Genomic DNA, 23,751 nt, shown 5'->3' on the forward strand with positions numbered 1-23,751 from the left:
CCGCTCGACGCTGTCCCGAGGGGCCGACGCGACGATGGGCGACGTCACGCGAAACCGCGCCGGCTCACCTGTCGCCGCCGAGGCGGCGGGCCGCTCGTGCCCGTTGGCGGCTGGCCCTCATCCGACGCAGCCGCTTCACGAGCAGGGGGTCGAACGCCAACGCTTCCTCGCGGTCGATGAGCGCGTTGAGGACCTGGTAGTAGCGGGTCGCGGACATGCCGAACTGGTCCCGGATCGCCTGTTCCTTCGCGCCGGCGTACTTCCACCACTGGCGTTCGAAGGTGAGGATCTGCCTGTCGCGCTCGGAGAGCGGCTCGCCGGCCCGCTCCGCTCCGCCATCCTGCCCAGGGGCACCGTCTCGCGTGGGGGCACCCTCGTGCATGGGGACGTCAGAGACCGAAGCGGCGCTCAGGCCAGACTCCCTCGCAGCATCCATGCGCAGGCGTTTCCCTCCAGCTCGATCGTGTCGCCCGTTCATGGTACGGCACGTGAACGACATCCCTTCTCGTCCAGCCCACGGCGGCGGGTGACGCCGGCCTCACGGCACAGCGGGGTGTCACCCGCGACGCCCCGCTGGCTGGCCGCGATGCGCCGTCGGGGCACCATGGGCCCGTGTCCACGACCGACGAACGTCCGGATCCGTCGCCGTCCACCGCCGACGTGGCCGCATGGGACGCCCGGACCCTCGCGGAACACCTCGCCGACGGCCGGCTGACCGCGAAGGCCGCGGTGACCACGCTGCTGCGGCGGATCGCCGAGATCGACCACTCGGGACCGAGCTTGCGCAGCGTCCTCAGCGTCGCACCGGACGCGGTGGAGACGGCGGAGGCGCTCGACGCCGAACGCGCGGCAGGGCACGTGCGCGGCCCGCTGCATGGTGTTCCCGTCCTGGTCAAAGACAACATCGACACCGTCGGTGCCATGGGGACCACGGCTGGCTCGCTCGCGTTGGTCGACAGCCAGCCCGCCGGCGACGCCACCGTGGTACGGCGGCTTCGGGACGCGGGCGCGGTCATCCTCGGCAAGACCAACCTGTCGGAGTGGGCGAACTTCCGCTCCACCTCCTCGACGTCGGGATGGAGCGCGGTCGGCGGCCTGTGCGTCAACCCGTACGCGCTCGACCGCTCGGCCGGCGGCTCATCCTCCGGCTCAGCCGCTGCGGTCGCGGCCGGCCTCGCGCCCTTGGCGGTGGGCACGGAGACTGACGGCTCCATCGTCTGTCCCGCGGCGCTGTGTGGAGTGGTCGGCCTCAAGCCCACCGTGGGCCTCGTTTCGACAAACGGTGTCATCCCGATCGCCAAGAGTCAGGACACACCAGGCCCGATCGCCCGAACGGTCTGGGACGCCGCCGCCCTCCTCAACGTCTTGGCCGAGCCGTCCGCGTCGCGTCCCCGCGACTACACGGCGTACTGCCGGGACGACGGACTGCGCGGTGCGCGGATCGGCGTTCCTCGGCGAATCCTGTGGGGCTACTGCGACGCCGCCGACGCGGCCGCCGAGGAGGCGGTTCGTCTGCTGGCCGCCTCTGGCGCAACGATCGTCGACCCCGCGGACTTGCCCGGCATCGAGGAGCTCAGCCGCAGCGATGCCGAGATCACGGTGCTGTCCACCGAGTTCAAGGTCTACCTCGACGCCTACCTGGCGACGCGAACGCCCGGCTCGCCGCGCACGCTCGCGGACCTGGTGGCGTTCAACGAGGCACACGCCGAGCAGGAGCTGCGGTACTTCGGCCAGGATCGCTTCGAGGCGGCACTGCGCACGCGTGGCCTGGACGACCCGGACTACCGCGCGGCGCTGGAGGCCTGTCGTCTCCTCGGTCGCGAGCGAGGCATCGACGCCGCTCTCGCGGCCCACGAGCTGGACGCGCTGGTGGCCCCGGCCTACCCTCCGGCATGGCCGATCGACCTCACCAAGGGGGATCTGATCGCCGGAGGGTGCAGCCAGCCGGCCGCGGTCGCCGGGTACCCGCTGCTCACCGTCCCCTGTGGGCTCGTCGACGGCCTGCCCGTCGGTCTGGCGTTCATGGGGACGGCGTGGAGCGAGCCGACGCTCATCCGGCTGGGACATGCCTTCGAGCGAGCGCTGGACCTGACGCTTTGGCCGACCTACCGTTCCGCGGGCTGACCGCTGCCCCCGGCGACTCGCGGCGCACTGTGACGGCCAGCCCGGGCCCTCCTCGCCACCCTCGCGGTGTGACCTACTCGCGGCACAGGCAGAACGGGTGCCCCGCCGGGTCGAGGAAGACACGGAAGGACTTGCCGGGCTGGACTTCCGCCTTCCGCGCGCCGAGCTCGAGCACGCGACGTTCCGCCTCGTCGAGGTCGGGGACGTAGATGTCGATGTGCGCCTGCTGGGGACGCTCCGCCCCAGGCCAGATCGGCGGAGCCCACTCGTCCGCCCGCTGGAAGGCCAAGGGCACGCTCCGCAAGGTCACCCACTCGTCGTCGCCTTCGGGCTCACCGCCGACGAGCTCGCGGTAGAAGTTCGCGAGCGCCCACGGGTCCGGGCAGTCGATCGCGACCTCCCCGAACCTGCCGATCGCTGGCATGAGGACCTCCACATCTCGGCGTCATCGCTGGTCAAGACCTGGCGGTCGGCCACGTCAGCCAACCCGTAACCGGTGACAAAAGATAGCCGGTTATATACCTGGGCGTCCAACCGGTATCCCGCCATCGCTGGTGTCGCTCCAGGGCCGGTACCGGACGGTTCGGATCACTTCACGACCGCCCGCCCGTTCGCCACCGACTGCCCGGATAGCGTCATGGGACGGGAAGGACCAGGTCGAACGGAAAGGAGCCGCATGCGCTCACGGATCCGCTGGGGGATCATCGCCACGGGGAACATCGCCGGCCAGTTCGCCCGCGACCTCGCGCTCCTGCCCGACCACGAGGTCGTGGCGGTCGGGTCCCGCAGCCTCGACCGGGCGAAAGCGTTCGCCGATGAGCACGGCATCCGCCACGCATTCGGGTCCTACGCGCAGGTGCTCGAGCATCCCGACGTCGACGTGGTCTACGTCGCCACCCCGCACTCCGACCACTACGCGACGAGCCGCCAGGCCCTGGAGGCCGGCAAGGCGGTGTTGTGCGAGAAGGCGTTCACCGTCACCGCCGCCCAGGCACGTGAGCTCGTCGAGCTCGCCCGCGACCGCAAGGTCTTCCTCATGGAGGCGATGTGGATGCGGTGCAACCCGCTCCACCTGCGGCTGCGGGATCTCGTCCGCGCGGGCGTCATCGGCGAGCCACGCGCGGTGCAGGCGAGCCTCGGCTTCGTCGCGGCGTATCGCCCCGAGGACCGATTGTTCTCCCCCGCGCTCGCGGGCGGCGCCCTCCTCGACGTCGGCGTCTATCCCGTCAGCCTGGCCTACCACCTGCTGGGCGCGCCCGGCCGTGTCAAGGCGGCAGGAACACTCGCGCCAACCGGCGTGGACGGCTCGGTCTCGATCGCACTCAGCTACGACAGCGGCGCCATCGCCAGCCTCAGTGGCTCGCTCACCAGCGCCCTGCCCAACAACGCGACCGTCTCCGGAACCGAGGGGTGGATCGAGCTGCCACGCAGCTTCCACGACACGAACCGCCTCCTCATCCACCGTCCCGGGAGAGACGTCGAGGAACACACGGTGGAGCTCATCGGAGTCGGCTACGCCCACGAGGCCGCCGAGGTGGCGCGCTGCCTGCGCGAGGGCGTGCTGGAGAGCCCGCTCGTCTCGTGGAACGACAGCGTGACCGTCATGGAGGTGCTCGACGAGGTTCGCCGGCAGGTCGGCGTCCACTACCCCGATCACGACACCGTGTCAACGGAACCTTTCCCGAGCACGTAAGCCCGCCCACGTAAGGTCGAAGGGATCCGTTGGCACTGACCAAGGGAGTCATCATGTCCGCCGTATCTCCGGCCGCCCAAGCCGACGACGGCCGGTCCGACACCGACCGGTCCACGACCGGCCAGGCCGATACGACGCAGGTGCCGCCCTCCCAGGCCACCGAGCGAGCCGCTTCGTTCGACCCTGCCAGGAGGGCAGGGTCGTCCTTCGTCGTCGTCGCCAACCGCCTTCCCGTCGACCGCGTCGAGAACCCCGACGGGAGCATCCGCTGGCGCCGCAGCCCTGGCGGGCTGGTGACGGCGCTCGAGCCGGTCATGCGAGCGAACAAGGGAGCGTGGATCGGCTGGGCCGGCGCTCCAGGAACCGCGCCCGAGCCTTTCGACGAGGCCGGGATGCATCTGGTCTCCGTCCCGCTGTCCGCGGAGGAGGTCGAGGACTACTACGAGGGTTTCTCCAACGCCACGCTCTGGCCCCTGTACCACGACGTCATCGCGCCGCCGGTCTACCGGCGGGACTGGTGGGACGCCTACGTCCGCGTCAACCATCGGTTCGCCGACGCCGCCGCGCGTGTCGCGGCGCGAGGCGCCGTCGTGTGGGTGCACGACTACCAGCTGCAGCTCGTGCCCGAGATGCTGCGGGCGCTGCGGCCGGACCTGCGCATCGGCTTCTTCTTGCACATCCCCTTCCCACCGGTGGAGCTGTTCGCCCGGCTGCCGTGGCGACAGCAGGTGCTGCGCGGACTTCTGGGCGCCGACCTGGTGGGCTTCCAGCGGCCTGGCGCGGCGTCGAACTTCCTACGGCTGACCCGGCGCCTCCTCGGCTACCAGACCCAGCGCGACCAGATCTTCCTGCCCGACGGCCGCGTCGTGCGCGCCCGGTCGTTCCCGATCTCCATCGATGTGGGCGAGCTGGAGGAGATCGCGCGTCGCCCGGAGACGGAACGACGCGCGTGGGAGATCCGGGAGGAGATCGGCGCCCCCTCGAAGATCCTGCTCGGTATCGACCGGCTCGACTACACCAAGGGCATCGCCGAGCGCATCCACGCTTTCGCCGAGCTGCTGAACGAAGGCCTCCTCACTCCCGACGAGGCCACCTTCATCCAGGTCGCGACACCGAGCCGGGAACGCGTCGAGCAGTACCAGCTGCTGCGTGACGAGGTCGAGCTCGCCGTCGGTCGGGTCAACGGCACCCACGGCCGCATCGGCCGCCCGGCCGTCACCTACCTGCACCACTCGCACGAACGCACCGAGCTGGCCGCCCTCTACCGGGCTGCCGACGTCATGGTGGTGACGCCGCTGCGGGACGGGATGAACCTCGTCGCCAAGGAGTACATCGCCTGCCGGTACGACCACACGGGTGTCCTGATCCTCAGCGAGTTCGCTGGCGCGGCCGACGAGTTTCGACAGGCTCTCCTGGTCAACCCCTACGATGTCGACGGTTTGAAGCAGACGATGCTCCAGGCGCTGCGGATGGAGCCGCGGGAAGCGACTCGGAAGATGCGCGCGATGCGGCGGCACCTCGTCGAGCACGACGTCGACCGGTGGGCCAGCTCGTTCCTCACCGCCCTGTCCGGGGAGCCGGGTCGGTGAAGGCCTCGGCTCAGGAGGGCAGGCGCGTCCTCGCGCTGGACCTCGGCTCGTCGTCCGTCCGAGCGCTGGTCTGCGACGCCGCCGCGCGCCCCATCCCCGGCTTGCTGGCTCGTCAACCCATTCAGCTTCGGCAGACCGACGACGGGGCGGGCGAGCTCGACGCCGACGCCTACGTCGCGGCCCTCGTCGCCTGCCTCGACGACCTCCAGGCCGCCGGCGCGCTCGACGGCGTCGAGCTGGTCGCCACCTCCTCCCAGTGGCACTCCGTCCTGGCCGTGGGGAGCGACGGCTCCGCCGTGTCGCCTGTCCTCACCTGGATCGACACCAGGGCACGGCCGACACACGCGCCCGCCGACCCGGCGGCCTTCCACGAACGGACCGGGGCGTGGGTCCACCCGCTGTACTGGACCGCCAAGGTGCCGTGGCTTCGTGCCCGGCTTGGCAGCTCCGCCGTGCGCTTCGTCGGGCTGCCCGACTACGTGCGGGGTGTCCTGCTCGGCGACGACGCGACATCGCTGTCCATGGCGTCTGGAGCCGGGATGCTCGACCTGCGCGGTCGGTGCTGGGACACCGAGGCGTTGGAGCTGGCGGGGCTGTCCCCGGACGCGGCCGAGTTGCCGGCCCTCGACGACACTCCGCGCGCGCTGGCTCCCCGCTGGCACCGCCGGTGGCCCGCGCTCCGCCAGGCGCTGTGGTACCCGGCCGTCGGTGACGGCGCGGCCTCCAACCTCGGGAGTGGATGCTCCCGACCCGACGCGGTGGCGGTCACGGTCGGCACCTCGGCGGCGCTGCGCGTCGTCCACAGCTCCGACCATCCTCCGCCGTCTCCTACCGTCTGGCGCTACCGCGTCGACGCCGACCGTTTGGTGAGCGGGATCGCCTTCTCCGGCGGCGGGGTCCTCCACGCCTGGGCGGTCCAGCTGCTGCGGCTCGACCCCGACGCCGAACCCGGTATCCCACCAGGCACCAGCGGTCTGCTCGCGGTTCCCCTGCACGCCGGAAGTCGTCCCCCAGGCACCGCTCCACCCGGCTCAGGGCTGGTGGCGGGCCTGTCGCTCGACACCTCCGCCGACGAGTTCTTGGCGGCGACGATGGAAGGGGTGGCGCTCGAGGCCGAACGCGCGCTCGCCACGTTGGAGAAGCTGTTCGGAACCTCCCTGGACGTCGTTCTCGGCGGCGGCGCGGTGGACGCGTCGCCCTGGTGGCAGCGCGCCTTCGCCGCGACGTTCGACCGCCCGGTCCGCATCGCCGACGACCGCGAGGTCGGTGCGCGTGGCGCGGCGGCGCTCGCCCTCGGGCTGGATCTGCCGCGACCGGTGGACGAGGTGCGCCCCGATCCCGAGGACGCCGCCCGGATGGCCCAAGTCCGGACCAAGTACGCGGCGCTGCGCGCGCTCACCCGGGACTGAGGCCACCCGATGAGGACACCGGTATCGCGACGGGGACACCCAGGACGGGGACGCCCCAGGACGGGGACCCGCATCACGGGGCGCATCACGGCGGCACACCATCACGGCGGCACACCATCACGACGGGCCCGGGCGAGACGGGAGAGCGATAACAAGACGCACTCCTCGCGTCTTCGCCTTCACTGATGGTCCGACCCGACTTTAATGACGTGAGCGCGGCATCCGGACGCGTACTCTTCCGGTCCTTCACGACCTCGCCGGACCGTGTGCACCCCGCTCCCGGGGCCAGGGGCTCGACACAGCCCGTGACAAGGCAAGATGATGCTCCGCAACGGAAGGGGCACGAAGAGTGACAGGGCCAGCCGAGCGGGACAGCGGCAGGGACGGTCACCACGCCACGCCAGGTGACGTCGACACCAGGTTCGAGGCGCTCGTCGACCTGGTGCCGAGTGGTGTCGTGGTGGTCGACCCGTGGGGCCGCGTCAGCGTGTGGAATACGGGGGCAGAGTCGATCTTGCGTTGGCCCAGCGGCGACGTGCTCGGAGCGGACGCGATCAGCACGACCGTCGCCCCCAGTTATCAAGAGGCAGCGCGCAAGCTCGTCCACCGGATCCGCCGGGAGGGCGGGTGGGAGGGCACCGTCCCCCTCCAGCGCAAGGACGGCCAGACCCGCCTGTGCGCACTGCGCGCCCGGGGCCTCCGGGACGTGGACGGAACACCGACCGGCGAGATCCTCGTCGTGTTCTCCGAGCTTCCGTCCTCCTCCGGGTCGTCGAGTGAGACCAGCGCCGCCGACGAGCGCGCCGCCTTGCTGCGTGCCGAGCGCGCCGCGCGGGAGGAGCTGGAGAGCGTGCGCGACCGGCTGGCGTTCATCGTGCACGCCAGCAGCCGTCTCGCGTCCTCCCTCGACGTCGGCATGACGTTGGAGACCGTCGGGGACCTGGTCGTCCCGCGGTTCGGCCGGGTCTGCCTCATCGACCTGTGGGACGGCCGCCGCCTCGAACGCGTCTACGTCCGCGACGCCGAGTCCGATCGCGACGACCTCGTGGCGCAGCTGCGGACCCTGGGCGGCACCCAACGAGAGGACCACCCAGGTATCCGCGCGGTGCTGACCGGTCGCCCGTGCGTCGTCGCGGTGACCGACCCCGCGCAGGTGGCGCGGATGTACGACGACCCACGCGCCGCGGAGCTGATCAACCGGGCGGCGCAGGGACGCGGCTTCGTCGCCGTGCCGCTCATCACGCGAGGACGAGTCATCGGCGTCCTCACCTTGCTGGGACCCGGTGTCGCCCACGGGCACGAGCTCGACCCGGCCGAGGACCTCCCGGTCCTCGAGCAGGTCGCCACCCGCGCCGCGCAAAGCATCGAGAACGCCCGTCTCTTCGACGCCGAGCGGCGCCTCGCCCGCAACCTGCAGGAGAGCGAACGTCGCCAGCGCCGGGCGGCCCTCACGCTGCAGCGGAGCCTGCTGCCCGCGTGGCCACACCAACCCGCCGAGCTGGAGGTGGCGACCCGGTACTTCCCGGGTGCGGAGGAGGCCGAGGTCGGGGGTGACTGGTACGACGTGATTCCCGTCTCCTCCGGCCGGACGGCGCTCGTCATCGGCGACGTCATGGGGCGCGGGCTGCGCGCCGCCACCCTCATGGGCCAGGTCCGCACCGCCGTGCGCGCCTACGCGCGGCAGGACCTGCCTCCCAAGGAGATCCTGGAGCTCCTCGACGGGGTGGTGGCCGACCTCGGTGAGGCGCAGATCGTCACGTGCGTCTACGCCCTCTTCGACAGCCTGCGCGGGACGCTCACCTACGCGTCGGCGGGGCACATGCCGCTGCTCATCGTGGACGCCCGCGGGAGGGCACGCCGCCTCGACCACGAGTCCGGTCTCCCGCTGGGCGTGGCGCGCTGCGCGGCGCCCGAGCACGTCGTCGCCGTCCCCGCCAACACCATGGTGGTCTTCTACACCGACGGACTGGTGGAGCACCGGCAACGTGACGTCGACAGTGGGATCGACGAGCTGGTGGACTCCCTCGCCCGGGCCTCCGGCACCCTCGAGGGGGTCTGTGACCAGGTGATCGACGACCTCCGGCCGCCCACCGGCTACGACGACGACGTGGCGCTCCTGTTGGCGAGGGCCCGAGACCCAGCGACGTCGCCGCCGCCGACCGCGGTGCCCTCGGCGACCGCCTCGGCGCCGCCCGCGAGCTGACGCAGGGGCTCAGCGGGCGACGTTCTCGGCGCTGTCGAGGGTGGCCAGCTCTCGACGACGCGGCAGGCCCTCCCAGTCGCCGGACACCGACACTGAGAACGCGCCGCAGACGTTGCCACGGCGCAGACGGTCTGCGGGCGAGAGCCCGTCGAGCAGCGCCGACAGGTAGCCCGCGACGAAGGCGTCGCCCGCTCCCACCGGATCGACCAGGGTGACCGGCAGGGCCGGCGACGTCACGACCTCCCCGTCGATCAGCGCGTACGCTCCGTCGCCGCCCCGCTTGATCACCACCTGGGTGGGACCCCGGCTGGCCAGCCCCTTGGCCAGGTGCGCCACGGATCCCTCGCCGACCACGAGCGCGGCCTCGTCCTCGCCGGCGAAGACCAGGTCTGCCCGCTCGACCAGCGTCGCCAGCTCGGCGCCGGCCTCCGCGGGCGACCACAGCGCCGCGCGGTAGTTGAGGTCGAACGACACCAAGACCCCGGCATCCCGGGCGATCTCCACTGCTCGGTGGACGGCCGCACGCGCGGACGGCGAGAGCGCCGGCGTGATGCCGGAGACGTGGAGGAGGCGGGCGGCGCGAACGAGCTCCGGGTCGACGTCGTCCGGCGCCAGTCGCGAGCCAGCCAGACCACGTCGGTAGTAGCTCACCCGGACCCGATCGGCGGTGCGGCGCTCGCGCAGCATCAGCCCGGTCGGCACCTCGGTCTCGAACGTCACCCGGGACACGTCCACGCCCTCACCGCGCAGGGCGGACGCGATGAGCAGACCGAGCGGGTCATCACCGAGTCGTCCGATCCAGGCCGCGCGGTGGCCGAGCCGGCTCACCCCGATGGCGACGTTCGTCTCGGCTCCGCCGAAGGAGACGCGCGCGGGGGCGCCGACCGTGAACGAGCCGGTATCGGTGGCCGCGACCAGCCCCATCGTCTCGCCGAGCGTCACGAGGTCGACCCGGGTGCCGCCCTGGTCGTTGGTGCGGTCGTCAGGCGAGGCGTCACCGCTCATCGACGTCTCCCCCGCCTCGTCACGTTCGCGACCAGCCGGCGCGCCCGCTCCGCGAGCGCGTCGAGGTCGCCGTCGGACTGGCAGGCGTCGCCGATGAGCGGGCTCCCCACGCCGACGGCGGTGGCGCCGGCCACGAGGTAGAACTCAGCGTCGTCGACGCTGACCCCGCCGGTCGGCACGAGGGGGATGTCCGGCAGCGGTCCCCGGATGGCCTTGACGTAGCTCGGGCCACCCACCGCCGAGGCCGGGAAGACCTTCACCATCGCCGCGCCAGCCCGCCACGCGGTGAGGATCTCGCTCGGGGTGAGGGCGCCGGGCAGAACCGGCACTCCGAGGCGCGCCCCCTCCTCGATCACGTCCACGTTCAACGAGGGGGAGATCAGGTATGTCGCACCCGCGTCCACCGCCTGGCGAGCCTGCTCCACCGTGGTCACCGTGCCGGCGCCGAGCGCGACGTCAGCGGGCTTGCGAGCGGCGTACTTGCGGATCGCGTCAGCGACGTTCGGAGCAGTGAAGGTGAACTCCACCGCGCGGATGCCCTGCTCGACGAGCACGTCACTGACGTCGGCGAACCGGGCCGCGGATGACGACCGCAGGATCGCCACCGCTGGGCAGGCGTTGATCGCTTCCTGCAAACCCACGAGCGTCTCCTTTGTCGGACGGGCCAGACAGGCCTGGACGAGCCCTTGTCGGAGGGCACGGCGACGACCCTGTGGCCCCGAGCCGTGCTCCGAGCCATGCGACGGCCTCTGAGTGTAGAGCCGCCCCTGACCGGGCTGGTCTCGATGTTTCGAACATCTTGACCGCGTGTATCGGCGGGATTTCACTGATCGAGGCGTCGCCGATCCGCGGCGTAGCGGGACCCGGCCTCGCCACCGCGCGGCTGCGTCACCACGGGGCGGCTGCGTCACCACGGGGCGGCTGCGTTCCCATGGGGCGGCTGGGCCGCCTCGGGTACGGCAGCGGGAAGGAGCGCGCATGGCGATCGAGCGAGACCCCGCCAAGCCTGGTCCGGCCGATCCCGCACACCGCGATTCCACTCCCGTCGATGCGGCGCGGACGACCTTCACGCCCACGCTCTCCACCAGGTACCTGCCAGGTGTCGCGATCCGCGACCTCCCCGCCGCGCCGACGAACACCTGGCGCATCATCGGCCCCGGCCTGGTCGGCGCCGGTGTCGGCCTCGCCTCCGGCGAGTTCATCTTGTGGCCCTACATCGCCACGCAGGTGGGCCTGGTGTTCCTGTGGGGCGCGGTGATCGGCGTCACCACCCAGTGGTTCCTCAATATGGAGATCGAGCGCTACACGCTCGCCACGGGCGAGACCGCCCTCACCGGGTTCAGCCGCCTGTGGAAGCACTGGGGGCTGGTCTTCGCCGTCATGACCTACTTCGCCAACTTGTGGCCGGGTTGGGCCACCAGCTCGGCCTCGCTGATGACGTACATCGTCGGCGGCGACGTCCGGGTCATCGCCATCGGGATCCTGGTGGTCTGCGGGGCGGTGCTCACGCTCGCCCCGGTGGTCTACAACGCTCTCGAACGCGTCATCTTCCTCAAGGTGGCCATGATCCTGCTGTTCGTGGCCGTCGCCATCGCGTTCGCCATCAGCGGCGACGCCTGGCGCGGTCTCGGCCAGGCGGTCACGCACGTCGGACAGTTCCCCTCCACGCTGGAGTACTCGCTCATGCTCGGCGCGATCGCCTACGCCGGGGCCGGTGGGGGGCAGAACCTGTGCCAGAGCAACTGGATCCGCGACAAGCGGTTCGGCATGGGGGCGTACGTCCCGCGCCTGGTCAGTCCGGTCACCGGGCAGGAGGAGGCGGCGCCCTCGACGGACTTCGTCTTCGCACCGACCCCGGCGAACCTCCGCCGCTGGCGGGCATGGTGGCGGTTCGCCAACATCGAGCAGGCTCTGACGTTCGTGCTCATCACCGTGCTCACCATCGGCTTCATGTCGATGCTGGCCTACTCGACGGTCTACGGCCGGGGAGGACTCACCCGCGACATCGGCTTCCTCCAGGTCGAGGGCAACGTCCTGATGTCCCAGGTCGGGTCGTGGTTCGGCTACCTGTTCTGGGTGATCGGCGCCTACAGCCTGTTCGCGGCCGCGATGGGCATCATCGACTACACGAGCCGGCTCGCCGCCGACCTGCTCGCCACGGTCTACCTGCGCGGGTCTGGGATCTCCGAGAGCCGCATCTACTTCTGGCTGGTGTGGGGCCTCGTCGCGTTCGGCGTCCTCGTGCTCCTGCTCGGCGTGGACCAGCCCCTGGTCCTGCTCGTCATCTCCTCGTGCGTGAGCGGCGTCATGATGGCGATCTACGGCGTCCTGCTCATCATCATGAACAAGCGAGCCTTGCCGACACCGATCCGGATCCCACGGTTCCGCACCGTGGTCATCGCCCTGGCCGTGCTGTTCTACGGCGTCCTCGGCGTCATCACCATCGTCGAGGAGGGGCAGAAGCTCTTCTAGGCTTCCCCGCTGCCGTCCACGTCGCTGCCCACGACAAGGGTCGGCCCGGCGCGATCCCCGCGCCGGGCCGAACCGTGGGCATCCGTCAGTGGCGTACGTCGTCCTTCGTCAGGACGCCATTGACACGCCGCGGGATCCCGAGGACGTTCTCGTCCCGCAACGGCACCGGCAGCAGGGCCGCCGGCATCTGCTGGTAGCACACCGGCCGCAGGAAGCGTCGGATCGCGGTGGTTCCCACCGACGTGTGGATGGACGCCGTGGTCGCCGGCCACGGCCCGCCGTGGTGCATGGCGTACGTCACCGAGACACCCGTCGGCCAGCCGTTCCACAGCAGCCGTCCGGCCCGCTCCCGCAGCAGCGTGAGCAGCGGCGCGACGACGTCGGTCTCCGACTCCTCCGCGTGGACGGTCGCGGTGAGGTTGCCGCCGAAGGCCTCGGCCGCCCGGGTGAGCTCGTCCAGGTCCGCGTACTCCACGATGATCGACGCGGGACCGAAGCACTCCTCGAGCAGCTCGTCCTTGTGCTCCAGCAGGTTGGGCACGGTCGTCTTCACCAGCGTCGGAGCCACCGCGAGGTCCCGGACCGGGTCGGCGTGGAGCACCACCTGCACGCCCTCGACCTCGACGAGCCGACGCAGACCCTGCTCGTAGCCGCGAGCGATCCGGTCGTTCAGCAGCGGGGCCGGCCCGATGTCGCGTGCGGCCGCCACGACGGCGTCGACGATCGCGCTGCCCACGGGCACGAACAGCAGACCCGGCTTGGTGCAGAACTGTCCCACGCCCAAGGTGAACGACCCGCAGAAGCCGGTCGCGATCTCGTCCGGCCGGGCCTTCGCGGCCCCGGGGAAGACGAAGACCGGGTTGAGGCTGCCCAGCTCGCCGTAGAACGGGATCGGATCGGGTCGACCGGAGGCGATGTCGAAGAGCGCGCGACCACCGGGGATCGACCCCGTGAACGAGCCGGCCTTGATCCTGGGGTCGCGCAGCGCCTGGACGCCCTGGTCGGAGCCGAAGATCACGTCGAACGTGCCGTGCGGCGCGCCGGCTTGCGCCAACGCGTCCTTGACGATGGTCCCGGTGCGGGCGGACAGGCGCGGGTGGCCGGAGTGGGCCTTGACGATGACCGGGCATCCGGCGGCGAGGGCCGAGGCGGTGTCACCGCCGGCCACGCTGAACGCGAACGGGAAGTTGCTGGCCGCGTAGACCAGGGTGGGGCCGAGCGGCACGAGCATCCGGCGCACGTCAGGGCGAGGACCCATACCCCAGTCGGGGTCAGCGGTGTCGATGGTCGCCTCCAGGTACGACCCCTCCTCCAGCACCTCGGCGAAGAGCCGCAGCTGGAACGTCGTCCGGGTCAGCTCCCCCCGCAGTCGCCCCTCGGGCAGGTGGGACTCCTCCATGGCCAACGGGACGAGCTCGTCGGCCGCGGCGTCGAGCGCGTCGGCGACCGCGCGCAGCAACGGAGCCCGCTCGTTCGGCAGCAATGAGCCGAGCGGTTCGCTGGCCGCGGCCGCGGCCGCGAGGATGGCCTCCAGCTGTTCCGACGTCGTGGGTTCGACGGTGGTAGGGGATACGGTCATCGCACAGCCTCCCGAACGAACGGATCGCTGATCGCGTCGACGAGCCAGGCCAGCGGCTCCTTGCCGACCACGACGGGATTGGACAGGGCACCGACGTCGCTGATGGTGATGTCGACCCGGTCACCGGCCGCGAGCGTGAACGACATCTCGGGGATGATGCCGGTGCCGGTGGCGAGCACGACCCCTTCCGGGAAGGCCTCGCCCGCGAACAGGTAGCTCACCAGCTCCTCCAGCGAACGCTTCATCCGCGCGGTCGACGTCGAGCCTTGCCAGGCGGGAGCACCGTCTCGGACGACGGTGAGCGTGATGTCCAGGGCGGTGGGGTCGGGCACCTCCCAGGCGGGGCGGATGCCCGCGGAGATGGCGCAGCTACCGGCGTAGATCTTCGCCTGCGGAAGGTAGAGAGGGTTCTCCCCCTCGATGACGCGGGAGCTCATGTCGTTGCAGACGACGAAGCCGACGATCTCGCCTGCCCGGTTGACGACGACACCCAGCTCTGGCTCGGGAACGTCGAGCCCGGAGTCCGCTCGGATGCCGACCGGCTCCCCGTGGGTCACCACCCGCCACGCGACCGCCTTCATGAAGAGCTCGGGCCGCTGGGCGTCGTAGACCTTCTCGTAGACCGACTTCTCGGTGCTCTCCTCGACCCGCGCCACCTTGGAACGCTCGTAGGTGACGCCCGAGGCCCACACCTCGGTCCGTCCGTCGACAGGCGGCAGGAGAAGGACCTCGGACTCCGCACGCACTCCGGTCGAGTCCGAGGCGGCCCGCGCCCCGGCGGCGTCGACCAGGTCGCGGACCTCCTTGCGGGGCAGCCTCAACAGCTCGCAGATCCCGCCGACGTCAACGAGCGGGGCCACCCGGCCGGCCTGGCGAACGCCGACCCGGACGACCCGATCGACTCGGTCGGCGTAACGGACGATCTCCACGGGACCACCTCCGCAGTCATCAGATGTATCCCTGGTCGGCGCTCAGTGTTCCAGACAGATGACCGGTCGCGCGACGTTGGTCACCGCAGATTCACCGTTACCACGTCGACAGCGGGAGCTCGAACGGCCGGAGGAGCGCACGGCGGCCGGTGTCGGGCTCGACGTTCACACAGTCTCGGCCATGGGTGACACCCGACGCGTGACCGTTCTCGGCATGCCTGTGCTCGGGTGTCTGTTCTCGCGTGCCCGTTCTCGCGTGTCTGTTCTCGCGTGGCCGTTCTCGGCGTGGACGGACAGGGGATGGGCGGGCGAGTACTCTGAGCGAAAGATCACCGATCACGGGAGGTATCACGGTGAAGACTCGCAAGGTGGGTGCCGCCGCGAGTGCGTTGGGCCTGGTCGCTTCCGCGCTGACGCTTGTCGCGACCGCCGCGCCCGCGCAGGCGGGTATCGGCTGCCGGATCGACTCCCTCGGCGGCAGCGTCGCCGTGTACGAGCAGCCCGACACGTCGAGCGCGACGATCGGCTCGATCACGAGCTACAGCTACGGCGGTCAGTGCGGACGAACGAGCGGCGCGACGTACACCGTCTGCGGTGGCGGCTCGACGTACTACCGGGTCACGGTCTCGGGCAGGACGGGGTACACGCCCGCGGCCTGCTTCGACTGGTCGTACTACTAGGGCGTCACGTCCCGACCACGAGCCACACCATTTCCCGCACGATTTCTCGCACGATTCCCCCACACGGTCCCCCGCACAGTTCCCGCGGATGGGTTCCCTGACACGATTCCCCGCACGCTGACCCGCTTCCCGCGCGCCAGCACACCTCTCACCCTCGACGGGTCTGGTCGCTCACCAGGGCCCGTCCGTTAACCAGGGTGACCTAGCCGCTTGGACAGCCTGGCCGCGCCGTCGGCGACGAGCCGCCCCAGCTCGTCCCGCCGTTCGGGCGACCAACGTACGGTCGGGACCGAGATGCTCATGGCCGCCACGACGCGGTCGCCGCGGTCTCTCACCGGGGCCGCGACGCACGCGACGGCGTCGTTGGACTCGCAGTACTCCTCGGCCAGGCCCTTCGCGCGGATGCGCGTCAGCCGTTCCCGCAGCCGTACCGGCGAGGTGAGGCTGCGCGGCGTCAGCGCGGGCAAGGGCTGGTCGAGCGGGAACCGGGCGTTGAGCGTCTCCGGGTCGAGGCTGGCGAGCAGCATGAGACCGACGGCGGTGCAGTGCGCGGGGAGTCGACGTCCCACCGCCGAGACCATGCGGACCGGGTGGGTGCTGTCGACCTTGGCGATGTAGACGACGTCCCGACCGTCGAGGACGGCCACGTGGACGGTCTCGTCGCAGGCCGCGGCCACCTCCGCCGCGACGACCTGCCCCTCGCGCGCGAGGTCGAGGCGCTCGGCGTAGGCCGCACCGAGCTGGAACACCCCGACGCCCAGTCGGTAGCGGTGCGGATGATCTGGCGACGGCGCGAGGTACGACCGGGCCACGAGAGTGCCGACGAGCTCGTGCACCGAGGTCCGCGGCAGCCCCAGACGCGCGTGGATCTCCGGGATGGACAGCTCTTCGGCCGTCGTGAAGAGCTCGAGGATGTCGAGGGCTCGCGTGACCGCAGGTACGGACCGCCCCATGCGCCCTCCTTCGGTGCGAGCTTGACGGGCCCGTGACCGGGCCGTCACGATGTCCGAGTATACGAATGTTGTTCGGTATACCGCACACGCCAGGCCACCGCACCTGGCACGCCGTCCGCGGCAGCCTGGGCCGCAGAGTCGAGACCGGCCTGCCGCGGACAGGGACGGGACACCGTACGAGCCTTTGTGGGAGGGTCCATCCGTGGCTGGCGCAACCACCCCTTCGACACCTGGATCGCGACTTCTCGAGCAGCTGGACCTTCCCGCTCGCGATCTCGGCGAGCTGCCGGCGTCCGCCAAGCGCTTCCCCGACGGGGTCCGCTACCGCATCGAGATCCCCAGCACCGAGGGGCCCCGGTGCCTCGACGCCGCGCTCGAGGAGGCCGAGCGGCTCGACGTCCCGGTCCGGCGCATCTCTCAGGGCAGCGGCGTCTTCCTGCTGACCGACGACGAGATCGACGCCATGGTCGAGCGAGCCGCGCTCGCCGGCGTGGAGATCAGCCTCTTCGCCCGCCCGTGCGCTGGGTGGGGCACCTCCGCGACCGCCCGCTCCAGCGCGGGAGGCGGTTTCGCCGCCACCGCGCACGGCCAGCAGCAAGTCGCCGCCGTGCTCGACGACTGCCTGCGGGCCGCCGAGCGGGGCATCCGCAGCGTCCTCATCTCCGACATCGGCGTCCTCGCGGCGTTCGGCAAGCTCCGCGCTCAAGGCCACCTCCCGGAGGACATGCAGGCCAAGGTGTCGGTCATGCTGCCGATCACCAACGCCGCCACGGCCCGACTGCTGGAAGACCTCGGCGCGAACACGCTCAACGTGGCCACCGACCTGAGCCTCGCGCAGATCGCCGCCATCCGCGCCGCCGTCGACATCCCGCTCGACGTCTACGTCGAGGCTCCCGACAACCTCGGCGGCTTCCTCCGTCACCACGAGCTGCCGCAGCTCATCGAGGTGGCCGCGCCCGTCTACATCAAGTTCGGTCTGCGGAACGCGCCAGACGTCTACCCGGCCGGCACCCACCTGGAGACCACGACGGTCGCCTTGACCCGCGAGCGGGTGCGCCGAGCGCGGCTCGGGCTCGACCTGCTACGTCGCGCCGGCGTCGACGAGCCGACCTCCAAGCCAGGAGCGGAAGGCCTCGCCGTACCCGTCCCGCCGACGCGATAGGCGGTTTCGCCCCGCACGAGAGAGCGTGCAGTCCGACGATTTCACTCGCGGGAGAGCGGCACCCCGAAGCGCGTCGGCCAGCGAGACCGGACGACCTTTGACGTGGGTGGCGCGAGGGCCGGTCGGAGGAGGTAGGAGGTCGACCGGCCCCGCGCCGGGTTGCGCGCCAGGGCTGTGCGGCGGTGGGCGAGTGTGAGAAGGGGCCGACCCTGGGCGCGGGTCTTGCAGCTGGGGCTAGGTGTGGGTGTGGTTGGAGTGGGCTGGGGGTGGGGTGGCGAGAGAGGTGATGGCGTAGCGGCGGGCTTGGTGTTGGTCGTCCATGCGCGGGATCTCCTCACCGGAGCCGCGTCGGACGCAGCGTTGGCCGGGTGGGGCGTGGCAGGTGGGGCAGGGGTGCAGCAGGATGCGGGCGAACCTGTCGCGGTCGGTGGTGCCCAGCCCTTCTAGGTCGGGGCGGGAGGTGTCGAACACCCAGTCGACGATCCCGGTGTCGATCAGATCCAGGTCTAGCCGCGCGTGATCACTGTCATCAGCAGCCCGATCACCGCCGCCACCACGAATGTGGCCGCCTTCCACATCACCGCGTGTGTCGTGAGGCGTCCTGTCGCCAGGCCACGTCGCCATGCCACCCTCGCCTCCCGTGTGTGGCAGGTGCGGCGGCCACCCACACCCGTGGGGGCCGGAGCGGCACGTGGCCGCCGCACACCCGGTTGGTCAGGCGCGGCGGCCAGGACCACCATTCCCACTGCCTGGCCACCAGGCCGAGGCCATAGAGGTCAACCAACCACCGCGCCAGTCTGCAGGCGCTCGCGTCTTGTGTAGGAGCAGTTCACCGTTAAACCGCCCAAAAGTCAATGCTATGGAGCAACGTTTCAGGAACGAGGTGACTTCATGGCTGTTCGACACTATGCGTCAACTTGTGTCGCAGACGCGATGGCTGTTTAATTTGGACGGAGCAATCGCCCAAACTTGTCGAGGAGGTGGCGGATGCCCCATGGCCCCAGCTCGTCTCCATTGATCCGTCGGCAGCTCGGCCGCCGGCTCGCCGCCTTGCGTGTCGCGGCAGGTCTCACCCAAGAGCAGGTCGCCGAAGCCATCGAGCGGGCGCGAGCCACCATCGGCCGGATGGAAGACGGGGTAGAGAGCGTCCGCTACCGCCAAAGCGACCTGAAGGCGATGCTCAAGCTCTACAACGCCAGCGAAGAGGACACCCAGCTCATCCTCGGCTTGGCGGCGGAGACCCGGAACGGGAACCGGAAGTCGTGGTGGCACGACTACACCGAAAGCGTGCTGCCCTCATGGTTTCGGTTCTATGTAACGCTTGAGACCTCAGCCGAGCGCATCCGCCTGTACGAGACTGAGCTTGTACCCGGTCTGCTACAGACCCGGGCCTACGCCGAGCAGGTGACCCGTACTCCCGAGGGCTACCTCGACGAAAAGGACGTCGAGGAGCGGGTCAACATTCGTATGAGTCGCCAATCACTGCTCACCCAGCCGCGGGCGCCCCAGCTCCACGTGATCCTCAACGAGGCTGTCCTTCACCGTAAGGTCGGCGACGACGCGGTGATGGCCGAGCAGCTAGAGCACCTGTTAAAGGTCAGTGAACGGGCGAACGTTATCCTCCGCGTCCTTCCGTTCGACGCTGGAGCGCATGGCGGGCTCGCGGCTGGTGGCCCGTTCCACATCCTCGACTTCCCCGACGATCCGACAACGGGGGAGCCCCTAGAGCCACCACTGGCCTATGTAGAAACGCTCACCGGAGCGTTCTACATGAGCAAGCACGAGGAGGTGAGCGCCTTTCGGCTCGTCTGGGACGACCTTGAACGTCGGGCTCTGGGCCAGCCCGGCTCAATGGAAAAGATCGCCGATACCTTGAAAGGACTCCAAAAGTGAGTCGGTTCATCAACTGGCGCAAGTCCAGCTACAGCAATAACGGCGGCGCCTGCGTCGAGGTCGGGATCGCTCCCGGTGTCGTCGGCGTCCGGGACTCCAAGCTGGGTGAGGACTCGCCCATCCTGGCGGTCACCCCGGCCGACTGGAGCGCCTTCGTCAGCGCCGTCAAGGCTGGCCAGTTCGACCTCTGACGCGACCAGCACACCGAAACCACGCGGTGCCCCGGGCCTGCCTGGGGCACCGCCCTCCTCAGGCGTGTCTTGATTAATCGAACGCTGTAGAAAAGCTTCCATCAAGCCCTCGTACGGAGCAGAGTTTTACCAGGCGGTACGCCGAGCGGATCACCAGGACGGCCGCCGGCTACTTCAACGAGGACCGAATCCAGCGCATGGTGAACACCCGCATGAAGCGACAGGCGCTCCTGAGCCGTCCGACGCCACCGAGCTATGAGGTGATCATTTGCGAGGCGGCGCTCCGCCGGCTCGACGTCTCCGACGAGATGGCCCACGAGCAGCTACAACGCCTGCTGGAAGACCGTCCCCGCATCAACGTGCGGGTCCTGCCGTTCAGCGCCGGCATTCACGGCGGCATGGCAACATGCGGCTCATTCTCGATCCTGGACTTCCCCGCGGATCCCTACACCGGTGCGCCCATCGAGCCGCCACTGGCTTACGTGGACACCCTCACCGCGGCGTTCTACATGTACAAGCCCGACGAGGTTCGCGGCTACCAGCACATGTGGCGGGACCTCGATCGGCGGGCCTTGGATCGGCCCACGTCACGAGAGTTCATCAGCGACATCCTGAAAGGACGTTCGTCGTGTCCGACAACATGAAGGGGACCTTCGCCGACGCGACCTTCCGCAAGAGCAGCTACAGCGGCGCTAACGGCGGGAACTGCGTGGAGGTCGCGGTCGCCCCTGGCGTCGTCGGCGTCCGGGATTCCAAGCTCGGCGCGGACTCGCCCATCCTGGCGGTGACCCCGGCCGACTGGAGCACCTTCGTCAACGCCGTCAAGGCCGGCCGGTTCGACCTCTGACGCGACCACCACATCGACAGCGCCACCGATCTGGTGCCCCAGGACATCCTGGGGCACCGCTCATTCATGGTGGAGACGCGTTCCGGGAGGCCGCCGTGGAGGCCGTCGACGCCGGCCGAGCCGTGGCCGATGCGCGGCGCGGCGTCCCGGGACTGCTCCGGGACGCCGTCCCGTCTCAAGCGGACCGGGAGACCGTCATCCCCCGACACTGACGCGTCTCCACGTCATGTGCCGTGTTCCGCGACGTCCGGGCGGCCGAGCCGCACGTCGACGTCACGATCCCGGTCGCAGACGAGCCGGCCGTCGACAACGTCGAGCTCGGCCACCTGGATCGAGGAGCGCCGGGTCTCGTAGCTGTTCTCCTCCACGTCCTCCACGCGACCCGGGTGGGTGAAGTAGAAGACGTACGCCCTGTCACCTCGCACCACCACGTCGGCGTGCAGGCCGACCGTGGCGTCGTCTGGTCGTCGTCCCGGCCGGTCCAGGATTCGACCAGCCGGCTCCCAGTGGGTGAGGTCGTCGGAGCGGAACACGCCCTGGCCGCGCCACTCGTCGACGATCATCCAGTACGACCCCCGGAACGCGAAGACGTTCGGCCCCTCGTGCGGACGGTGCGTGAGGACCGGCCCGACCACCCGCCACTCGTACAGGTCCGGGCTGTCAGCCGCCCACGTGTGCGAGCCGTTGGCCTCGTCCTTGTACCACAGGCGGAAGCCGCCGTCCGGCAGCGGATGGACGGACGCGTCGATGACCCGGTCGGAGCTGAGCGACAGCCTCGACTGGAACGTCCAGGCCACCAGGTCGGGGCTCGTGTAGTGCAGGATGTGCCGCGGGTGGCCCGCCCACGTCGCCGGAACGCCCCGGATATAGCTGACGTACATGTGGTAGAGGCCGTCGTGCCACAAGATCTCGGGCGCCCAGAACGTGTTGCGTCCCCACTCGATGTCGAGGCCGGTCAGGACCCTGCGGTAGACCCAGGTCGCGCCACCGTCGGACGACGTGGCGACGCCGAGGTCGGTGCCGTGGACCCAGGCCACCCCCGGACCCGGGGCGTCGGCACGCCGGTTGGTGTAGACCATCCACCACTCGCCGGCCTGGTGGTTCCACACCACGACCGGGTCGGCCGCGCCGTCGTGGATCGGGTCGCGGAACAACGGTGCCTGCGCCACGGAGCTCACCCTTTCGCCGTCGTCAGACTCGCAGGCGCACGGCGTGCAGCCGCTCGTAGTGGGGGCGGCAGGCCTCGGCCACCTCGGCCGCGGCACCGGCCAACGTCACCGTGCGCTCCCGGTAGGGCTCGAACCCAGTCGACCGCCACACGGCGGCGTACCAGTACGGCGCCCACACCCCGTCGCTGTCCCGAGGTCCGGGCGGCCACGACAGCATCCGGTCGGTGAACTCCACGCCCACCATCGCGCACAGGGCGCGCAGGTACCCCTCGGGATTGCGCAGGAAGTCGCCGGCGTCGATGACCGGCGGCGGCTCCCCGGACGCGGCCAGCTCCTCGTACAGCCGAACCTGCTGGGGCAGGCCGATGTCGTCCGGTGTCACCGTCGCGCGACTCCGCACGTAGGACGCCACCACCTCACGGGGGTCGCGGATGAGCAGGACGTTCGTGAGCTTGCCGATCCAGTCGCGATCGATCCCCGAGAGCAGGTGGTGGGTCATGTGCTTCTGGTAGAAGACGGCGACGCCCGGCGGCACCGGCCCGAGCAGCCGGTCGACCACCACCCGCCAGTCGGTCTCGCCGGCCGCGATCACCTCCTCCCGCCCCGGGTGGTCGAGCCCGGTGACGTGGAGGTAGTGGGCGTAGAGAGGCTCGTCGACCACGATGGTGTCGGGGCGGTTCTCCCACGCCCGCATGAGGGCGGTGGAGATGTTGCGAGGTCCCGACCACACCGCGAGCCGCACCGTCATCGCCGCGCGCCCTCCTCTCGTGCGCGTTCCTTCACCCGCGCGGCGCGCTCGGCCGCGCGAGCGGCCACGTCGCGTTCGACCAGGTCGGCGTACAGGGCACGCAGCCGGGCCACCATCGGACCCGGGCGACCCGTGCCGATCGTCCGACCGTCGACCGACCGCACCGGCACGAGACCGGCGAAGGTGCCCGTCACGAACGCCTCGTCGGCGCTGTAGACCTCGGTGAGGCTGAAGTTTCTCTCCCGCGCGGGTATGCCGGCCTCCCGGGCGACGCGCAGGACGTTGCCGCGGGTGATGCCGCCCAGGCAGTAGTCGCCGCTCGACGTCCACACCTCGCCCTTGCGGACGATGAAGAAGTGCGTGGAGTTGCAGGTGGCCACGAAGCCGTGCGGGTCCAGCATGAGCGCCTCGTCCGCGCCCGCGACGGCCGCCTGGATGCAGGCGGTGATGTCGTTGAGCTTGGAGTGGACGTTGAGCTTCGGGTCGAGGATGTCGGGGGACGAGCGTCGCACGTGGACGGTGAAGAGTCGGATGCCCTCCTCCAGCACCCGGCGCGTCGGCAGCTTGTACTCCGCCGCGATGACGACCGTCGCCGGCCCTCGGGTGGCGCGCGGGTCCTGGTACAGCTTGGTCTTGACGCCGCGCGTCACCATGAGCCGGATGTGCACGCCGTCGGTCATCCCGTTGGCCTCGAGGGTCTGGTAGATCGCGTCGGTCAGCTCCTCTCGGCTGAGGCCGATGTCGAGCGCGATGGCCGCCGCGCCCGCGAAGAGCCGGTCGAGGTGCCGGTCGAGGAACGCCGGGTGTCCTCGGTGGACCCGCAGTCCTTCCCACACGCCGTCACCGAGCACGAAGCCCGCGTCGAAGACGGAGACGACCGCCTCCTCGCGTCGCTTCAGCTCACCGTTGACGTAGACGAGGACGTCCGCGTTGCGCGGGTCGTCCTCGTGGTCGTGGACACCTGCCGACGGCTCGGCGGGCGTGACCGTGGACCCTGTCGACGACGTCTCGTGCGCCTGCTCCACCGCGCTCCCTTCTTCCTGTCCTCGGACCTCGTCTGGTGCGCCCACCCGAGTCTCGCAGACCCGCCGTCCTCGCTCCGGGT

22 protein-coding genes and 1 pseudogene are annotated in these 23,751 nt (G+C 70.4%); 12 read left to right on the forward strand and 11 right to left on the reverse strand.

Annotation, left to right across the window (positions count from 1 at the left end; genetic code table 11):
- Positions 1-64 precede the first annotated feature (64 nt).
- A complete protein-coding gene (locus DFJ64_RS06640) occupies positions 65-382 on the reverse strand; it encodes a DUF3263 domain-containing protein (protein ID WP_115849654.1) in 318 nt (105 codons plus the stop codon).
- A 230-nt stretch (positions 383-612) separates the two neighbouring features.
- Between DFJ64_RS06640 and DFJ64_RS06645 the strand changes: the two genes are divergently transcribed.
- Entirely contained in the window at positions 613-2,124 is a 1,512-nt protein-coding gene (locus DFJ64_RS06645) for an amidase (RefSeq protein ID WP_115849655.1), read from the forward strand.
- A gap of 73 nt (positions 2,125-2,197) precedes the next feature.
- On the opposite strand, the gene DFJ64_RS06650 is transcribed toward DFJ64_RS06645, so the two are convergent.
- Positions 2,198-2,548 carry a VOC family protein gene (locus DFJ64_RS06650; protein ID WP_115851883.1) on the reverse strand — a complete coding sequence of 117 codons (351 nt, stop codon included), beginning with the start codon at positions 2,546-2,548 and terminating at the stop codon, positions 2,198-2,200.
- Positions 2,549-2,800: 252 nt separating this feature from the next.
- Between DFJ64_RS06650 and DFJ64_RS06655 the strand changes: the two genes are divergently transcribed.
- The 4 genes from DFJ64_RS06655 (at position 2,801) to DFJ64_RS06670 (ending at position 9,018) form a co-directional block, all read left to right on the forward strand.
- Positions 2,801-3,817, forward strand: coding sequence for a Gfo/Idh/MocA family protein (locus tag DFJ64_RS06655; RefSeq protein WP_115849656.1), 1,017 nt, complete (start codon positions 2,801-2,803; stop codon positions 3,815-3,817).
- 53 nt (positions 3,818-3,870) lie between these two features.
- On the forward strand, positions 3,871-5,406 hold the full coding sequence (locus tag DFJ64_RS06660; protein ID WP_115851884.1) for an alpha,alpha-trehalose-phosphate synthase (UDP-forming): 1,536 nt from the start codon (positions 3,871-3,873) through the stop codon (positions 5,404-5,406).
- Entirely contained in the window at positions 5,403-6,815 is a 1,413-nt protein-coding gene (locus DFJ64_RS06665) for an FGGY family carbohydrate kinase (RefSeq protein WP_115851885.1), read from the forward strand. Before DFJ64_RS06660 ends, DFJ64_RS06665 begins: the two co-directional genes overlap by 4 nt.
- 349 nt (positions 6,816-7,164) lie before the next feature.
- The gene (locus DFJ64_RS06670) at positions 7,165-9,018 is read left to right on the forward strand and encodes a SpoIIE family protein phosphatase (protein WP_115849657.1); all 1,854 of its coding nucleotides are present in this window, start codon (positions 7,165-7,167) and stop codon (positions 9,016-9,018) included.
- Positions 9,019-9,027: 9 nt separating this feature from the next.
- Here the strand turns inward: DFJ64_RS06670 and DFJ64_RS06675 are convergent, their stop codons facing one another.
- Positions 9,028-10,023 (reverse strand): sugar kinase, encoded by a 996-nt coding sequence (locus tag DFJ64_RS06675; RefSeq protein ID WP_115849658.1) that lies wholly within the window; start codon positions 10,021-10,023, stop codon positions 9,028-9,030.
- Positions 10,020-10,664, reverse strand: a complete 645-nt coding sequence (locus DFJ64_RS06680; protein WP_115849659.1) for a bifunctional 4-hydroxy-2-oxoglutarate aldolase/2-dehydro-3-deoxy-phosphogluconate aldolase — start codon at positions 10,662-10,664, stop codon at positions 10,020-10,022. Before DFJ64_RS06680 ends, DFJ64_RS06675 begins: the two co-directional genes overlap by 4 nt.
- Positions 10,665-11,001: 337 nt before the next feature.
- Between DFJ64_RS06680 and DFJ64_RS06685 the strand changes: the two genes are divergently transcribed.
- Entirely contained in the window at positions 11,002-12,495 is a 1,494-nt protein-coding gene (locus DFJ64_RS06685; RefSeq protein WP_170152522.1) for an Nramp family divalent metal transporter, read from the forward strand.
- A gap of 85 nt (positions 12,496-12,580) precedes the next feature.
- On the opposite strand, the gene DFJ64_RS06690 is transcribed toward DFJ64_RS06685, so the two are convergent.
- Both DFJ64_RS06690 and DFJ64_RS06695 read right to left on the reverse strand, forming a co-directional pair.
- Entirely contained in the window at positions 12,581-14,074 is a 1,494-nt protein-coding gene (locus tag DFJ64_RS06690; RefSeq protein WP_115849660.1) for an aldehyde dehydrogenase (NADP(+)), read from the reverse strand.
- Entirely contained in the window at positions 14,071-15,003 is a 933-nt protein-coding gene (locus DFJ64_RS06695; RefSeq protein ID WP_115849661.1) for a fumarylacetoacetate hydrolase family protein, read from the reverse strand. The genes DFJ64_RS06690 and DFJ64_RS06695 overlap by 4 nt, the downstream gene beginning before the upstream one ends.
- A gap of 353 nt (positions 15,004-15,356) precedes the next feature.
- On the opposite strand from DFJ64_RS06695, the gene DFJ64_RS06700 reads away from it, so the two are divergent.
- A complete protein-coding gene (locus DFJ64_RS06700; protein WP_115849662.1) occupies positions 15,357-15,683 on the forward strand; it encodes a hypothetical protein in 327 nt (108 codons plus the stop codon).
- A gap of 188 nt (positions 15,684-15,871) precedes the next feature.
- On the opposite strand, the gene DFJ64_RS06705 is transcribed toward DFJ64_RS06700, so the two are convergent.
- Positions 15,872-16,636: an IclR family transcriptional regulator gene (locus tag DFJ64_RS06705; protein ID WP_115849663.1), complete on the reverse strand. Its 765-nt coding sequence runs from the start codon at positions 16,634-16,636 to the stop codon at positions 15,872-15,874.
- Between the two features lie 202 nt (positions 16,637-16,838).
- On the opposite strand from DFJ64_RS06705, the gene DFJ64_RS06710 reads away from it, so the two are divergent.
- A complete protein-coding gene (locus tag DFJ64_RS06710; protein ID WP_245940986.1) occupies positions 16,839-17,798 on the forward strand; it encodes a U32 family peptidase in 960 nt (319 codons plus the stop codon).
- Positions 17,799-18,032: 234 nt separating this feature from the next.
- Here the strand turns inward: DFJ64_RS06710 and DFJ64_RS06715 are convergent, their stop codons facing one another.
- On the reverse strand, positions 18,033-18,269 hold the full coding sequence (locus tag DFJ64_RS06715) for a zinc finger domain-containing protein (protein WP_245940987.1): 237 nt from the start codon (positions 18,267-18,269) through the stop codon (positions 18,033-18,035).
- A gap of 516 nt (positions 18,270-18,785) precedes the next feature.
- On the opposite strand from DFJ64_RS06715, the gene DFJ64_RS06720 reads away from it, so the two are divergent.
- The 4 genes and pseudogenes from DFJ64_RS06720 (at position 18,786) to DFJ64_RS06735 (ending at position 20,729) form a co-directional block, all read left to right on the forward strand.
- Positions 18,786-19,691 (forward strand): helix-turn-helix domain-containing protein, encoded by a 906-nt coding sequence (locus tag DFJ64_RS06720; protein WP_115849664.1) that lies wholly within the window; start codon positions 18,786-18,788, stop codon positions 19,689-19,691.
- Positions 19,688-19,882 (forward strand): DUF397 domain-containing protein, encoded by a 195-nt coding sequence (locus DFJ64_RS06725; RefSeq protein WP_115849665.1) that lies wholly within the window; start codon positions 19,688-19,690, stop codon positions 19,880-19,882. Before DFJ64_RS06720 ends, DFJ64_RS06725 begins: the two co-directional genes overlap by 4 nt.
- Before the next feature lie 140 nt (positions 19,883-20,022).
- Positions 20,023-20,526 (forward strand): annotated as a pseudogene (locus DFJ64_RS06730) (DUF5753 domain-containing protein); the annotation flags it as partial.
- Positions 20,511-20,729: a DUF397 domain-containing protein gene (locus tag DFJ64_RS06735; RefSeq protein WP_245940988.1), complete on the forward strand. Its 219-nt coding sequence runs from the start codon at positions 20,511-20,513 to the stop codon at positions 20,727-20,729. The pseudogene DFJ64_RS06730 and the gene DFJ64_RS06735, both read left to right, overlap by 16 nt.
- Positions 20,730-20,953: 224 nt before the next feature.
- Here DFJ64_RS06735 and DFJ64_RS06740 read toward each other — a convergent pair whose 3' ends face one another.
- The 3 genes from DFJ64_RS06740 to DFJ64_RS06750 are packed head-to-tail and all read right to left on the reverse strand — an operon-like array spanning position 20,954 to position 23,671.
- Entirely contained in the window at positions 20,954-21,898 is a 945-nt protein-coding gene (locus DFJ64_RS06740; protein ID WP_115851889.1) for a glycoside hydrolase family protein, read from the reverse strand.
- A 22-nt stretch (positions 21,899-21,920) separates the two neighbouring features.
- On the reverse strand, positions 21,921-22,646 hold the full coding sequence (locus DFJ64_RS06745; protein WP_115849668.1) for a sulfotransferase-like domain-containing protein: 726 nt from the start codon (positions 22,644-22,646) through the stop codon (positions 21,921-21,923).
- The gene (locus DFJ64_RS06750; protein ID WP_211310518.1) at positions 22,643-23,671 is read right to left on the reverse strand and encodes an aminotransferase class IV; all 1,029 of its coding nucleotides are present in this window, start codon (positions 23,669-23,671) and stop codon (positions 22,643-22,645) included. The genes DFJ64_RS06745 and DFJ64_RS06750 overlap by 4 nt, the downstream gene beginning before the upstream one ends.
- Positions 23,672-23,751: the final 80 nt, after the last annotated feature.

This window comes from Thermasporomyces composti (assembly GCF_003386795.1).
Lineage (GTDB): Bacteria > Actinomycetota > Actinomycetes > Propionibacteriales > Actinopolymorphaceae > Thermasporomyces > Thermasporomyces composti.

Excerpts from the sequence above, each read along its gene's own strand:
- DFJ64_RS06640 (WP_115849654.1), bottom strand. The coding sequence starts at position 382 with ATGCACGAGGGTGCCCCCACGCGAGACGGTGCCCCTGGGCAGGATGGC.
- DFJ64_RS06650 (WP_115851883.1), bottom strand. The coding sequence starts at position 2,548 with ATGCCAGCGATCGGCAGGTTCGGGGAGGTCGCGATCGACTGCCCGGAC.
- DFJ64_RS06655 (WP_115849656.1), top strand. The coding sequence starts at position 2,801 with ATGCGCTCACGGATCCGCTGGGGGATCATCGCCACGGGGAACATCGCC.
- DFJ64_RS06660 (WP_115851884.1), top strand. The coding sequence starts at position 3,871 with ATGTCCGCCGTATCTCCGGCCGCCCAAGCCGACGACGGCCGGTCCGAC.
- DFJ64_RS06675 (WP_115849658.1), bottom strand. The coding sequence starts at position 10,023 with ATGAGCGGTGACGCCTCGCCTGACGACCGCACCAACGACCAGGGCGGC.
- DFJ64_RS06685 (WP_170152522.1), top strand. The coding sequence starts at position 11,002 with ATGGCGATCGAGCGAGACCCCGCCAAGCCTGGTCCGGCCGATCCCGCA.
- DFJ64_RS06690 (WP_115849660.1), bottom strand. The coding sequence starts at position 14,074 with ATGACCGTATCCCCTACCACCGTCGAACCCACGACGTCGGAACAGCTG.
- DFJ64_RS06705 (WP_115849663.1), bottom strand. The coding sequence starts at position 16,636 with ATGGGGCGGTCCGTACCTGCGGTCACGCGAGCCCTCGACATCCTCGAG.
- DFJ64_RS06720 (WP_115849664.1), top strand. The coding sequence starts at position 18,786 with ATGCCCCATGGCCCCAGCTCGTCTCCATTGATCCGTCGGCAGCTCGGC.
- DFJ64_RS06745 (WP_115849668.1), bottom strand. The coding sequence starts at position 22,646 with ATGACGGTGCGGCTCGCGGTGTGGTCGGGACCTCGCAACATCTCCACC.